The sequence below is a fragment of the Streptomyces solicamelliae genome (assembly GCF_045348655.1).
Taxonomy (GTDB): Bacteria; Actinomycetota; Actinomycetes; order Streptomycetales; family Streptomycetaceae; genus Streptomyces; species Streptomyces solicamelliae.
In genome coordinates, this window is record NZ_CP160404.1 from 2,281,399 (window position 1) to 2,294,924 (window position 13,526).

The 13,526-nt window shown below is 71.0% G+C and carries 10 protein-coding genes; 4 read left to right on the forward strand and 6 right to left on the reverse strand.

Features of this window, described 5'->3' with window-relative positions; translation table 11 throughout:
• Positions 1 to 125: 125 nt before the first annotated feature.
• Positions 126 to 2,099 carry a hypothetical protein gene (locus ABZO31_RS10600; protein ID WP_406865312.1) on the forward strand — a complete coding sequence of 658 codons (1,974 nt, stop codon included), beginning with the start codon at positions 126 to 128 and terminating at the stop codon, positions 2,097 to 2,099.
• Positions 2,100 to 2,138: 39 nt separating this feature from the next.
• Here ABZO31_RS10600 and ABZO31_RS10605 read toward each other — a convergent pair whose 3' ends face one another.
• From ABZO31_RS10605 to rplU, 6 genes are all read right to left on the reverse strand, one after another.
• Complete coding sequence (locus ABZO31_RS10605) at positions 2,139 to 3,287, reverse strand: glycosyltransferase family 2 protein (RefSeq protein WP_406860880.1); 1,149 nt, start codon at positions 3,285 to 3,287, stop codon at positions 2,139 to 2,141.
• 129 nt (positions 3,288 to 3,416) lie between these two features.
• The gene (locus ABZO31_RS10610) at positions 3,417 to 5,525 is read right to left on the reverse strand and encodes a hypothetical protein (protein WP_406860881.1); all 2,109 of its coding nucleotides are present in this window, start codon (positions 5,523 to 5,525) and stop codon (positions 3,417 to 3,419) included.
• Between the two features lie 153 nt (positions 5,526 to 5,678).
• The gene (locus ABZO31_RS10615; RefSeq protein WP_406860882.1) at positions 5,679 to 7,178 is read right to left on the reverse strand and encodes an SDR family NAD(P)-dependent oxidoreductase; all 1,500 of its coding nucleotides are present in this window, start codon (positions 7,176 to 7,178) and stop codon (positions 5,679 to 5,681) included.
• Positions 7,179 to 7,410: 232 nt separating this feature from the next.
• Positions 7,411 to 8,850, reverse strand: coding sequence for a GTPase ObgE (obgE, locus tag ABZO31_RS10620; protein ID WP_406860883.1), 1,440 nt, complete (start codon positions 8,848 to 8,850; stop codon positions 7,411 to 7,413).
• 118 nt (positions 8,851 to 8,968) lie between these two features.
• Entirely contained in the window at positions 8,969 to 9,223 is a 255-nt protein-coding gene (gene rpmA, locus ABZO31_RS10625) for a 50S ribosomal protein L27 (protein ID WP_030494090.1), read from the reverse strand.
• Positions 9,224 to 9,237: 14 nt separating this feature from the next.
• The gene (gene rplU / locus ABZO31_RS10630) at positions 9,238 to 9,558 is read right to left on the reverse strand and encodes a 50S ribosomal protein L21 (protein WP_046905603.1); all 321 of its coding nucleotides are present in this window, start codon (positions 9,556 to 9,558) and stop codon (positions 9,238 to 9,240) included.
• 366 nt (positions 9,559 to 9,924) lie between these two features.
• On the opposite strand from rplU, the gene ABZO31_RS10635 reads away from it, so the two are divergent.
• The 3 genes from ABZO31_RS10635 to ABZO31_RS10645 all read left to right on the forward strand — a co-directional run bounded on the left by ABZO31_RS10635 (position 9,925) and on the right by ABZO31_RS10645 (position 13,514).
• A complete protein-coding gene (locus ABZO31_RS10635) occupies positions 9,925 to 11,577 on the forward strand; it encodes a glycosyltransferase family 4 protein (protein WP_406860884.1) in 1,653 nt (550 codons plus the stop codon).
• The gene (locus ABZO31_RS10640; RefSeq protein WP_406860885.1) at positions 11,574 to 12,170 is read left to right on the forward strand and encodes an acyltransferase; all 597 of its coding nucleotides are present in this window, start codon (positions 11,574 to 11,576) and stop codon (positions 12,168 to 12,170) included. The genes ABZO31_RS10635 and ABZO31_RS10640 overlap by 4 nt, the downstream gene beginning before the upstream one ends.
• Positions 12,171 to 12,356: 186 nt before the next feature.
• On the forward strand, positions 12,357 to 13,514 hold the full coding sequence (locus ABZO31_RS10645) for an acyltransferase family protein (RefSeq protein ID WP_406860886.1): 1,158 nt from the start codon (positions 12,357 to 12,359) through the stop codon (positions 13,512 to 13,514).
• Positions 13,515 to 13,526 lie beyond the last annotated feature (12 nt).

The following is a 13,526-nucleotide window of genomic DNA, read 5'->3' on the forward strand; positions in this document are numbered from 1 at the left end:
TCGGTGGCCGTCGCTCGTTCTGCCCGGTGACCGGTCCCCCCACGCGCCCACTGGAGTCCGCCGTGCGCCCTCTCGCCCGTCTCCGCCGGACCGGTCGACGCAGCAGACCGCGCCGGTTCGGCAGACTGCGGCGCTTCGGTCCGCTCGCGGCGCTCGGGGTCGCCTTCGCCGGGCAGGTCGCGGGGGCCGTCGGCCCCGACGCGGGCCTGCTCGCCGCCTCCACCGCCGGCGGTCTCGGCGTGGAGGCGCTGCTTCATCACCGGCACCGGCGGCTGAGCCGGGTGCTGTCGAAGGCCCGCGCCAATGTGATGGTGCGTCACCTGATCCGCGATCTGCTGCTGGTGGCCGGGCTGATGAACCTGGAGCCGCAGGGTCCCGGACGGCACTATCTGCCGCTCTGCTACGGCCTGTTGCTCTGCTACGCCCTGTACTTCGCCTGCCAGGGCGCGGTCGCGAAGGTGCGGCGCAGCCGTGCGCTGCCGGTCCTCACCCGCAACATCGACGCCTCCGCGCTGCGGCTGCGCCCCGCGCCGCCGGCGCTGCTCGCCCGCCGTCCCGGCGTCCGGCTGCTCGCCACCGGGCTGCCCGCCACGTCCGGCCTGACGGCGACGGCGCTCACCGGTGACGGCCGCTGGGCGGGGGCCGGGGTCGCCCTCTCCGTCCTGCTGGCGGGCGCGGGCCTCGCGGTGCTGCTCGCCTGGCTGCTGCCGGGGCGGCGGCCGCCCGGCGAGGCGGAGGTCCTGGCCTGGTTCGATGCCTGGCTGGCCGCGTACCGGCCGACGGTCGGCATGTATTTCTCCGGAGGTACGAGCTCCGCGTACCAGGCCGACATGTGGCTGGAACCGCTGGCCGGGCTGGGCGGACGGGCCGGGCTGGGCGGACGGGGCGAGCGGCCGGTGATCGTGCTGCGCGAACGGTTCATGCTGCAGAAGCTCGGGCCGACGGATCTGCCGGTGGTCTGCGTGCCGAAGGTCGCGCATCTGATGCGCCTCGAGCACTCCACGCTCGGCGTGCTGCTCCACCCGGCGAACTCCGGCAAGACCTCGCAGGTGCTGCGCATCCCCTCCATCAAGCACGCCTTCGTCAACCACGGCGAGAGCGACAAGCTGTCGAGCTGCAATCCGTACGCGAAGGCGTACGACGAGGTGTGGGTGGCCGGTCCGGCGGCCCGCGAGCGGTACGCGCGGGCGGAGGTGGGCGTGGACGACCGGGACGTGGTGGAGATCGGGCGGCCTCAGCTGGCCCCGATCGAGGCGCACGCGGGCCCGCCCGCCGCCGGGCGGCCGGTGACCGTGCTGTACGCGCCGACCTGGGAGGGGTGGACGGACGACCCCGGGAACACGTCGGTGATCCTCGCGGGCGAGAACCTGGTCCGGGCGCTGCTCGCCGATCCCGGCGTACGGCTGCTGTACCGGCCGCATCCCATGACCGGGTCCGTGGACCCGCGGGCGGCGGCCGCCGACGCGCGGATCCGGCGCATGGTCGGGGGCGGGGGTACGGCGGTGGCGATGCCCGCGAGGACGCGGCGGGCGTTCCCGGCGCGGGCCGACGGTGCGGAACGGATGCTGCTGCAGGGCGCGCCGGAGCCCGGCCGGGCGGCGGCCGTGGCCGCGGAGGAGGCCGCGCGGGAGGCCGCGTACTGGGCGGGGCTCGGGCCGCGTGAGCACCGGGTGGTGACCGGGGCGGGGCCGTCGCTGTACTCCTGCTTCAACCGGGCGGACCTGCTGATCAGCGATGTGTCGTCGGTGGTCTCGGACTTCCTGGCGAGCGGGAAGCCGTACGCGGTGGCCAACACCGGGGGGCTGTCGGAGGACGAGTTCCGGGCGGTGTTCCCGACGGTGCGGGCGGCGACGGTGCTGACGCCGGACGCGCGGGGGGTGCCGGCGCTGCTGGAAGCGGTGCGGGATCCGTCGAAGGACCGGCTGGCCGGGGTGCGGGCCGAGCTGAAGGAGCAGCTTCTCGGCCCCGCGGACCCGCCCTCGCCGGCCCGCTTCGCCGCCGCCGTCGAGGCGCTGGGCGCACGGGCGGCGGCACGCGGGGCGCGGGTGCCGGGGCCGCGGGGGGAGACGGCGGTGCGGGTGCCGGGGCGGGACGGCTGAGGCGGGTGGGACGGCGTTCGCGCCGCCCACTCCCCGCCTTCAGCCCAGCAGTCGCCGTACCTTGCGGCGGGCGCGCTGGAGCAGGGTCGGGCCCGACACCTCGTAGGTCCGGTCCGGAATGCCGGCCACCTTGTCCCCGAAGTACGGCAGGGCCAGGTAGTGACGGCCCCGGCGGGTGACCTTCTGCGGTACCTGCCTGGTGCGCTGGTACTCGACGACCGTCTTCAGCTCCTCCGCCTTGCCCAGGGCGACGCACGTCAGACGGAGGCGCTCCTCCGGCCTGAGGCGGCGGGCCACGCCCTTCGTCCAGTACGCGCTCATCAGCGGGGCCGCCAACTCCAGCTTGTGGCGGAGCGTTTCCTCGTCCTGACGCAGCAGCACATGACCGAACTGCGGCAGCAGCGTCGTCACGAACGGGCGGATCATCAGCAGGTCCCGCTTCTCGCCCGGGGGTTCGTGCGCGGCGATCAGCTCCATCAGGCGCTGCGCCGAGAGGAAGCGGATGTCGTACGTGCCGGTCTTCGTGAGGTGTTGGCCGTCCTCGCGGCCCACCAGGTAGTAGCAGGTGTAGTCGGCGACGACGGAGACGCCGTCGCCGCGGAGGTACGCCTCCATGGTGAACAGCGCGTCCTCGCCGGTCCGCATCGCCGTGTCGAAGCGGATGCCGTGGCGGATCAACAGCTCGCGGCGGAACAGCTTCTGCGCGCTGAGCGTGAACTTCACGTTGGACGTGTAGATGTCGGCGCGCTCGACGGTCGCGCCCCACATCGACTTGGCCGCATTGCGGTTGACGCCCTCGATCCGGCCGAGGATCACGTCCGTGCCGGCCCGGTCGCCCATGGCGACCAGCCGTTCCAGGGCCTCCTCGCCGAGGTGGTCGTCGGCGTCGAGGAAGAACACGTAGCGGCCCTCGGCCAGTTCGAGGCCGGTGTTGCGGGGCCCGCCGGGGCCGCCGGAGTTGGCCTGGTGCACCACGCGGGTGCGGACCTTGCTGCGCGCCGCGAAGGCGTCGAGGCACTCCCCCGTGCCGTCGGTGGAGCCGTCGTCCACGGCGACGATCTCGACGCGGTCCGCGCCGATCGTCTGGTTCTCGACGGATTCGAGGCACTTCTCGAGATACGGCATCGCCTCGTACGCCCCGATGATCACGGTGACATCGAGGGCGCCAGAGCTGGTGTTTTCGGTCATCGGCGCGCAGTCTGGCAGTTACCGACGGACACACACAAAGGCCCGCGAACACTGTCGGACAGTGTTCGCGGGCCTTCTCGCATGCGTAAACCCGGCGAAAACGCGCCACACACGCGCCGTGAAGCCGCGTTACCGCGTCGCCGCGGTGCGCTCCTCCGGCTCCAGGCTGTCCTCGGCCTCCCGGTCGATCTCCGGCGCCGTCGGCTGCTCGGCGAGCCGCTGGGCGAACCCGGTGTTGCGGGCCTCGGCCTTGGCGGCGAGGGTCCGCAGCGCCGCGTTGAAGCGGTCGATGGACGACGGCGAGTCCGGGCCGAGCAGGTAACGCCGCAGGTCACGACGGGCGTCGGCGAGCGTGTCGGCGGCCGGGTCGGCGACCGCGTCGAGCAGCCCGCCGAGTTCGGCGGCCGAGTTCGTCAGGATGACGGCGGCGCGGACGGCGGTGTTCTGCCGCTTGAACTCCTCGGCCCCGACCTCGGCCGAGTCCGTCACCGCGTACGGCTTGCCGCTCGCGATGAAATCGGAGACCACGCTGGAAATGTCCGAAACCATTCCATCGGATTCGTTGAAGCAGTCGTAGAGATGCGGCTTGGCACCGGTGACGACCTTGTGCTCCCACCAGCCGAAGGAGCGCCAGTACGCCTCGTTCCACTCGGCCCGCAGCCGCCGGGTCTCGGCCAGCCGCTCCGGGTCGGCCAGCGCGACGCGCGACTCCTCCGACTCGTCGCCGCCCTTGCGGAACGGGTTCTCCAGCTCGGCGAGCCGGGCCTCGAGCCTGACCAGCTCGGCCTTCGCGGCCGTCTGCTCCGCGGCGGCCGCGGCGGACTGCTCGGCCCAGCGGGGCTCGGCGGCGCGGGCCGCGGCTGCCTCGGCGATCAGCTTCTGGATGCGCTCGTCGGCGGCCTTGGCCTTCTTGTTCACCAGGCCGGTGAAGGGGTGCGGCTTGTAGATGACCCGCACCGGGTTCTTCGCGGCGAGCAGCGTGCGGACGATGTTCTCGCCGGCCAGCAGCAGGGAGGTGTTGCCGGGGTTGGCGTCCCAGCCCTCCCAGGTGGGGGCGTAGAGGATCGTCGGGATGGGGTTCTTCGGGGCGCCCGTCCAGCTCTCGATCGGCGCGAGCTGCGGGCGGCCGACCTCGACGATGTCGTCGTCGCGGACGCCGACGTCGGCCAGCGCGTAGCGGTCGCGGCCGGCCCGGCCGGCCGTCCAGACCTCGTCGTACACCTTGGAGAACGGGTTGACGCTGGCCAGCTTGTCGCTGTCGCCGTGGCCGATGAAGACGTGCTTCATGGTGGGCACGCGCAGCATGTGGATGTTCTTGCCGACGTTGGCCGGGTAGAGGCAGACCCGCGCGGACGACAGGTCCAGGTTCATCATGTGAGTGCCGCCGGGCACACAGATGATCGGCACGTCGGTGGCCGACAGCTTCGGGACCAGGGTGCGCTCGCGCATGACGATGAGCGGGCGGCCGTCCACGTGCTGCAGGGTGTCCAGCCACATGTTGACCTGGTACGCGGAGGCGTCGGCGCCGGAGAAGTACATGACGACGGTCGGCTGGTACTCGCGCAGCCAGTTGTTGACCGCCTTCAGCACGGCGGGCGCGGAGGGCACGAGCCGGCGGCGGCGCAGGTACGGGACGAGGAGCAGCACGTACAGCAGGCCGAGGCCGAGGGTGATGCCGATGCCGACGAAGCCGACCACGGTGCGGCCGGTGGCGGCGGCCCAGAGCAGGCCCGCCACGGCCGGGATGTCCAGGTGGAGCATCTTCTCGCCGGAGCGGTGGAGCAGCGCCTTCGGCGGGGCGTCCGCGATCCGCAGCGCGTGCAGGTCGACGTTGCGCGTGACGACCGGCATGGTGCGGCGCAGCCGGATGAGGGTCGCGAGCGCGCCCTGCGGGGCCTGAAGGGCGTAGAAGAGCAGGAAGCAGGCGACCGCCGCGTAGAAGACCGGCTGCTCGGCGAGGTTCTCGCGGGCGAGCAGCAGGATCAGCAGGAGCTGGCGCACCAGGAAGCGGATCGGCAGGCCGGCGCGGACCTTGGCCAACCGGTCGACGAGGTAGCTGCGCTTGTGGTGCAGGTACCAGTCGGTGGCGTAGGTCACGGCGCTCGCGCCCGCGAACAGCCAGATGTTGGGCAGCAGGGCACCGGCGAGTACGCACGGATACCCCAGCGCCATGAGCAGAGCGGCGGCCAGCTCTGACCTGCTGCCCACGCGCGCCAGGCGAATGGCGGTCGAAATCACGAAGAATCTGCTCCAGAGGGGGGGTGCAGCTTATTCACATGAAACATCGGGAGAACGTGGGGGGAAGTCCGAAGAATCGGACGTTCATGAACTCGGGCCTCCGCAGTGGCTATTTGGCTACTGAAGAGGCCCGAAAAACACATCTGGTGAGTATTACACATCTTCCTGGCGGTCAAGCACGGCCGCCAGAGCCTGCTCGAAACCGGACGCTTCGTACGCTTCGCGGGTCGGGTCCTGCTGCCGGACGTCGATCACGTGTCCGGTGAGATCCGAGAGCAGAACGTCCAGCGAGGTACGGGCGACGGCCTCGGAGGAGAGCAGCGAGCCCGCCGGCTCCTGGCCGAAGGCCTTGGTGCGCATGGGCGTCGCGGTGCGCTCCGGGTTGACGCAATTGACCCGGATTCCCTCGGCGGCCCATTCGTCGGAGAGGGCCTGGGTGAGGTTCACCATGGCGGCCTTGGTCGACGAGTAAAGGCTGTACTCGGCGCGGCCGCGCGTGTAGCTGGAGGAGGTGTAGAGCAGCAGCTGGCCCTTGGTCTCCGCAAGGTACTTGTACGCGGCACGGGCAATCTGCACCGGGGCCAGGTAATTGACGTGCAGCGCTTCCTGAATGGTCGCGGTGTCGGTTTCCGCGAGCTTTCCGATGCGGAGCACGCCGGCGGTGTTGATCACGTAGTCGATGCGCCCGGTCTCGGAGTACGCCGTGGTCAGCGCCTGCTCGACGTGCTCGGGGTTCTCGACGTGGGTGCCCGTGGTGGAACGGCCCAGGGCGTAGACCTTGGCGCCGTACCGCTCGGCGAGCGCGGCGATGTCGGCGCCGATGCCGTAGGAGCCGCCGAAGACGACGAGGGTGCGGCCCTCGAGGAGCTCGCGGTAGCGGGCCTCGTCGGCGGGGCGGGGGGCGGCGGTGGAGGCCAGCTGGAACAGCTTGTCGGCGATGAAGACGTCGACGGGCTGGGTGACCTTCATGTTGTACTCGTCGCCCGCGACGACGTGGATCGGCACGTCGGGCAGGTACTTGAGCACGACGCTGCAGTCGTCGGTGGCCTGGAAGTTGGGGTCGCCGGCGGCGATCTCGTAGGCGCGGCGGATCGTGGAGAGCTTGAACGCCTGCGGGGTCTGGCCGCGGCGGAGCCGGGAGCGGTCCGGGACGTCGGTGATGAACTCGCCGTCCTCGCCATGGGTGCGGGTGACGATGATCGTGTCCGCGGAGGGGATGGCGACGTCGACGGCCTGGTAGCGGTCGAGGGCGTCGACACAGTCCTTGATCACGCGCTGTGACAGAAGCGGACGGACCGCGTCATGGAAGAGGACGTTGCGGTCCTCGCCGGCCGCGAGGCCCTCGCCGAGGGCGGAGATGGCGCGCTCGGTGGTCTCGTTGCGGGTGGCGCCGCCCTCGATGATGCGGGTGACCTTGGTGAGGCCGGCCTTGGCGACGATCTTCTCGATCTCGGGGACGAAGCCGGGGGCCATCAGCACGATCACGTCGTCGACGCAGTCGGCCTGCTCGAAGATCGTCAGGGTGTGCTCGATGACCGCCTTGCCCGCGATCTTCAGCAGCTGCTTCGGGATGGCGAGCCCGACGCGCTGGCCGGTGCCGCCGGCCAGGACGACTGCCGTGGTGCGGAGTTTGGCTTCATGCGGCACAGACACGAAAACGACCTACCTTGCGACGACGGGAGACCGTGTGATGGTCGCACTCTCCGTGACCGTCTCGCAAGGCGGACGGCGACGGGCCCACATCGCCAGGACATGCTCTGTTCACCGCCCCGCCAGGGCCGTTGGCGCGCACGCGCACCACCACGGCCGTGACGGAAGACACAGGGAGAGGACCGGTCACCGGAACGGCGACCGGCCCTCTCCCTACCGACCGAAACGGGTCGGACTAGAACGGGTCGAACTCGTCGAACTCCCGCTGCGCCTCGTCGCGCTCGGCGTCGCGGTCCTTGCGGCGCTGGGCGGCGGGGCGGGGAGCCTCCAGACGGTGGTCCTCGCCACGGCGGCCGAGCATCTCGGCGCCGGCCATCATGGTCGGCTCCCAGTCGAAGACGACCGCGTTCTCGTCCGGGCCGATCGCGACGCCGTCGCCGGCGCGGGCGCCGGCCTTCATCAGCTCGTCCTCGACGCCGAGGCGGTTGAGGCGGTCGGCGAGGTAGCCGACGGCCTCGTCGTTGTTGAAGTCGGTCTGGCGGACCCAGCGTTCCGGCTTCTCGCCGCGCACGCGGTACAGGTCCTCGTGCTCGTCGTAGGTGACGGTGAAGCCGGAGTCGTCGACGGCCTTCGGGCGGATGACGATGCGGGTCGCCTCCTCCTTCGGCTTCGCGGCGCGGGCCTGCGCCACGATGTCGGCGAGGGCGAAGGAGAGCTCCTTCAGGCCGGTGCGGGCGACCGCCGACACCTCGTGGACCTGGTAGCCGCGCTGCTCCAGGTCCGGGCGGATCATGTCCGCGAGGTCCTGGCCGTCCGGGATGTCGATCTTGTTGAGGACGACGATGCGGGGCCGGTCCTCGAGGCCGCCGTACTGCTTGAGCTCCTCCTCGATGACGTCGAGGTCGGAGACGGGGTCGCGGTCGGACTCCAGCGTCGCCGTGTCCAGGACGTGCACGAGGACCGAGCAGCGCTCGACGTGCCGCAGGAACTCCAGGCCTAGGCCGCGGCCCTGGCTGGCGCCGGGGATCAGGCCGGGGACGTCGGCGATGGTGTAGACGGTCGAACCGGCCGTCACCACACCGAGGTTGGGGACCAGAGTGGTGAACGGGTAGTCCGCGATCTTCGGCTTGGCGGCCGAGAGCACCGAGATCAGCGAGGACTTGCCGGCGCTCGGGTAGCCGACCAGCGCGACGTCGGCGACGGTCTTGAGCTCCAGGACGATGTCCTGCAGATCGCCGGGCTCGCCGAGCAGCGCGAAGCCGGGGGCCTTGCGGCGGGCGGAGGACAGCGCCGCGTTACCGAGGCCGCCGCGGCCGCCCTGGGCGGCGACGTACGTGGTGCCCTCGCCGACGAGGTCCGCGAGCACATTGCCGCGCTTGTCGAGGACGACCGTGCCGTCGGGCACCGTCAGGACCAGGTCCTGACCGTCCTTGCCGGAGCGGTTGCCGCCCTCGCCGGGCTTGCCGTTGGTGGCCTTGCGGTGCGGCGAGTGGTGGTACTCGAGCAGCGTCGTGACGGACTGGTCGACGGTCAGGATGACGTCGCCGCCCCGGCCGCCGTTGCCGCCGTCGGGTCCGCCGAGCGGCTTGAACTTCTCCCGATGCACGGAGGCGCAGCCGTGGCCCCCGTTACCCGCGGCGACGTGCAGCTCGACGCGGTCCACGAAGGTGGTCATGGTGGTCTTCCTCCAGGTACAGACGGGAATGTCTACTGCTTAACACGCGAAAGGCGGACCTGCTTCCCGTACGGAAGATCCGCACAGGAAGAGAGGTCCGCCTCCGCAGTGATTCCGGTCAGGCGACCGGAACGATGTTCACGACCTTGCGACCGCGGAAGGTGCCGAACTGCACCGAACCGGCCTGCAGGGCGAACAGGGTGTCGTCGCCACCGCGACCGACGCCCGAGCCCGGGTGGAAGTGGGTGCCACGCTGGCGGACCAGGATCTCACCCGCGTTGACGACCTGACCGCCGAAGCGCTTCACGCCGAGCCGCTGGGCGTTGGAATCGCGACCGTTCCGGGTGGACGATGCGCCCTTCTTGTGTGCCATTGCTCAGTCCCTCTTTACTTCGCGGCCGTCGGGATGGACGTGACCTTGATCGCCGTGTACTGCTGACGGTGACCCTGGCGACGGCGGTAGCCGGTCTTGTTCTTGTAGCGCAGGATGTCGATCTTGGCGCCCTTGTGGTGGTCCACGACCTCGGCCTGGACCTTGATGCCCGCCAGGACCCACGGGTCGCTGGTCACGGCGTCGCCGTCCACGACGAGCAGGGTCGAGAGCTCGACCGTGTCGCCCACGTTGGCGGTGGAAATCTTGTCAACCTCGACGATGTCGCCGACAGCAACCTTGTGCTGGCGACCACCGCTGCGCACGATGGCGTACACGCGGAACTCTCTTTCGCTCGAATCGGGTACCCCTGAAGCCAGCCGACCCGGCTCAATGCACGGGCGGCCTCCCCCATGCCGCGATGCGACCGGGAGGTGAGGTGCTCAGTGGCTGGCGCGCACGTAGACACGCCGACGGTCAAGGTTACGGGCCGGGGACTGGGGGGTCAAACCGGCCGCCCCGCCGCGCATCGGGCCGCCCTCCGCGACCCCGTACACACCCTGTGTGAGCAGCGCGGACGCTCCCTCTTCTGTACATAGACAGACATCGCCACCCCCCGTCTGACGGTAGTCTCGACGGGGGGTTCCGCTCAGATCCGAATGACCGTACGGTCCGTGTTCCTGCCTCGACCGTGGAGCTGCACCGTGCCTGCACCCGAAATACCCGATGAACGGCTGGCGAAATTCGCGCAGTGGGCCATCGCCCGGATGGCGCGCTCCGACCGGGCTCCGGTCGCCGAGCGCATTCTCGGCGCGGCCGGACAGCGCGTCCAGGACCCCCGGGTGCGGGCGGACATCCTCATCGACGGGGCCGAGGCCCGGCTCGCCCGGGGCCATGTCCCGCGGCATCTGACCAAGGCGTACGTGGCACGGCTCGAACGGGCCGACCAGGAGCACGCGGCCGGACGCTGGGCGGCCGCCGGAAGCGAGACGACCCGGGCGCTGCTGCTCGCGTACCACCGGGTGCTGCACGTCGACGGCCTCACCTCCCCGCTCGCCGAGCACCCCGGCCGCTACACCGGCCCGCTGCGCAAGAGCCGCGCCGCCGCAGCGCTGCGCCGGCCGCGCGGGCGTTCGGGCACGGCGGCCGCGCCGCCGCCCGGGCGGCCGCAGCGGCTGCTGTTCGTGCACCACGACAACGACAACTTCCTCCGCCCGATCCAGGAGCGGTACGAGGCGAACCCGGACGTCGAGACCCGGGTCCTCGACACCGCCCACGACCCCGTCGTCGGGCCGCTGGCCAAGGGCGTCACCCGGATCGTCCAGCGGGCGCTGGGCGGACAGGTCGCGTACGGCAAGGACCTGGAGGCGGCGCTCCGCCCGCACCTGGACTGGGCCGACACCGTCTTCATCGACTGGTGCCAGATGGGCGCGGCGCTGTTCACCCTGGTGGACCCCGGCAGCACCCGCATCGTCGTCCGGCTGCACAGCTACGAGGCCTTCAGTCTGTGGCCGCACGTCGTCGACTTCTCCCGGGTGGACGACCTGGTGTTCGTCAGCGAGCACCTGCGCGATCTGTGCATCGCGGCCGTGCCCCGGCTCAAGGAGAAGGGCGCGCCCCGGCTCCATGTCGTCGACAACGCCGTCGAGCTGTCCCCGTTCGACCTTCCCAAGAAGCCGGACGCCCGGTTCACGCTGGGGCTCGTCGGTGTCGGCCAGGTGGCGAAGGACCCGCGCTGGGCGCTGGAGGTGCTGCGGCTGCTGCGGGAGAAGGACGACCGCTACCGGCTGCACCTGATCGGCTCCCCGCTGGACCCCGGCGTCGGCCCGGCGGCCGCCCGCTATCACAAGGTGTACGCCCGCGAGCTGCGCCGCCTGGAGGCGGCCGGCGCGGTGCGGCACATCGGGCAGACCCCGGACGTGCCCGGGGCGCTCGCCGAGATCGGCGTGATCCTCAGCTCCTCGGTGCGCGAGAGCTGGCACCTCGGCCTGGTCGAGGGCGCGGCGAGCGGCGCGGTGCCGGTGGTGCGCGACTGGCCGTTCTTCGCGGGCCGGCCGCGCGGGGCGAAGGCGCTGTTCCCGGAGTCCTGGGTGGTGCCCGACCCGGCCGCCGCCGCGGAGCGGATCCTGGAGCTGACGGCGAGCGAGGACGGCTGGCGCACGGCCGGCCGCCAGGCGGCCGAGCACGCGCGGGCGGCCTGGGACTGGTCGCGGGTCCAGCGCGATTTCGACCGGCTCCTGCTGCCGGCCGGCAGCGCCGTATGCTCGACCGGCGAAGCGCCCGCAGAAGGCGAGGAGCCCGCAGAGCAGCCCGCAGCGGCACTGCCCGCGGAGGCACTGGGAAAGGCAGCAGAGTGAACTACAGGGTCCAGCCCACCGCGCAGGTAGACGAGACCGCGGAGATCGGCGCCGGCAGCAGCGTCTGGGAACTCGCGCAGATCCGTGAGAAGGCCCGGCTCGGCGAGGGCTGTGTGATCGGCCGCGGCGCGTACGTGGGCACGGGCGTGCAGATGGGCGACAACTGCAAGCTGCAGAACTACTCGCTGGTGTACGAGCCGGCCGAGCTCGGCAACGGTGTCTTCATCGGCCCCGCGGTGGTCCTCACCAACGACCACAACCCGCGTTCCGTCGACCCGGACTTCAAGCAGAAGCGCGGCGGCGACTGGGAGGCCGTGGGCGTGAAGATCGCCGACGGTGCCTCGATCGGCGCGCGCTCGGTGTGCGTGGCCCCGCTGGAGATCGGCCGCTGGGCGATGGTCGCGGCCGGCGCGGTCGTCACCAAGGACGTCCCGGACTTCGGTCTGGTCGTCGGCGTGCCGGCGCGGCAGATCGGCTGGGTCGGCAAGACCGGCGTCCGCCTGGTCGAGCGCGAGGGCGAGCCGGGCGTCTGGGAGTGCCCGAAGACGGGTGACCTGTACCGCGAGTCGGACGGCACGCTGACGGAGGCCTGAGCCGCCGCCCCGAGGGGCCTGCCGCACAGAGTTCGGGAGGGGACCGGTCCGCCGGTCCCCTCCCTCGTTTCCGCCGTGACGTTCCTCGCGTTCGTACGTCCGTACCCTCGCTCGTCCGGCCCACTGGGGACGCATAGGATGTCGGGATTCCCCGCCCCCGGCGCCCCGACGATGCGAGGCCGACACATGTCCCAGACCGACGTTCAGGTCCCCGGTCAGCCATATGCGACCGCGACGGCCGGCTCAGCCGAGCCGAAGCCGCGGTCCGCACCGCGTCTGTACGCGCTGGACGCGCTGCGCGTGGTGGCCGCCCTGTCGGTCATGTTCTTCCACTACACCGGGATCGACGCGTCGACGAAGGCCAACTGGGGCGTCCACCCCAAGGAGTTGTTCCCCTCGCTGTTCCCGTTCACGGTGTACGGGAACTACGGCGTCCAGCTCTTCTTCATCATCAGCGGCTTCGTGATCTGCCTCTCGGCCTGGGGTCGCACCCCCGGCCAGTTCGTCAAGGCCCGCTTCCTGCGGCTCTTCCCGGCGTACTGGTTCTCCGTGGTGGTCGCGCTGGTGACCTGGCGGGTGCTGCCGGACGGTCAGCGGCAGGTGCCCGCGATCAGCGACTCGCTGGCCAACTTCACGATGTTCCAGGTGCCGATGTCGGCGCGCCATCTGGTCGGCGCGTACTGGACGCTGTGGGTCGAGCTGACCTTCTACATGATCTTCCTGGTGGTCCTGCTGAAGCGCCTGGACTACATGCGGGTCACGGTCTTCTGCTGGGTCTGGCTGATCGCCGGCGTCCTGATGCAGCAGACCGGCCAGGCAGTCCCGCTGCTCAGCGTCTTCACCCAGCCGCTGAACACGGCCCTGTTCGTCGCGGGCATCGCGATGTACCTGATGTACCGCTTCGGCCCGGACCTCAAGCTGTGGGGTCTGCTCGGGGCGAGCTGGCTGGTCATGCAGCACGACCTGTTCGAGTCCGTGATGAAGGGCCGCGAGCGGGGCTACGACCGCAGCTACTACGTGGCCCTCGCCATCGTGACCGTCTGCTACCTCCTCGTCCTCCTCGTCGCGCTGCGCAAGCTCGACTGGGTGAACTGGAAGTGGCTGACCACGGCCGGTGCGCTGGTCTACCCGCTGTACCTGCTCCACGAGGAGCTCGGCTGGGCCGTCATCCGCGAGCTGTACCAGCGGGGTCTCGGCCCCTGGGGGACGCTCGCCGTCACCTCGGCGGCGATGGTGGTCCTGGCCTGGCTCACCCATCTCTTCGTGGAGAAGCCCTCCGTGAAGTGGCTCAAGGCGCGCCTGGCACGTGAGTCCGGCACCCCGAAGGAACTCGACCGCGTCTGACCCGTTCTGGGG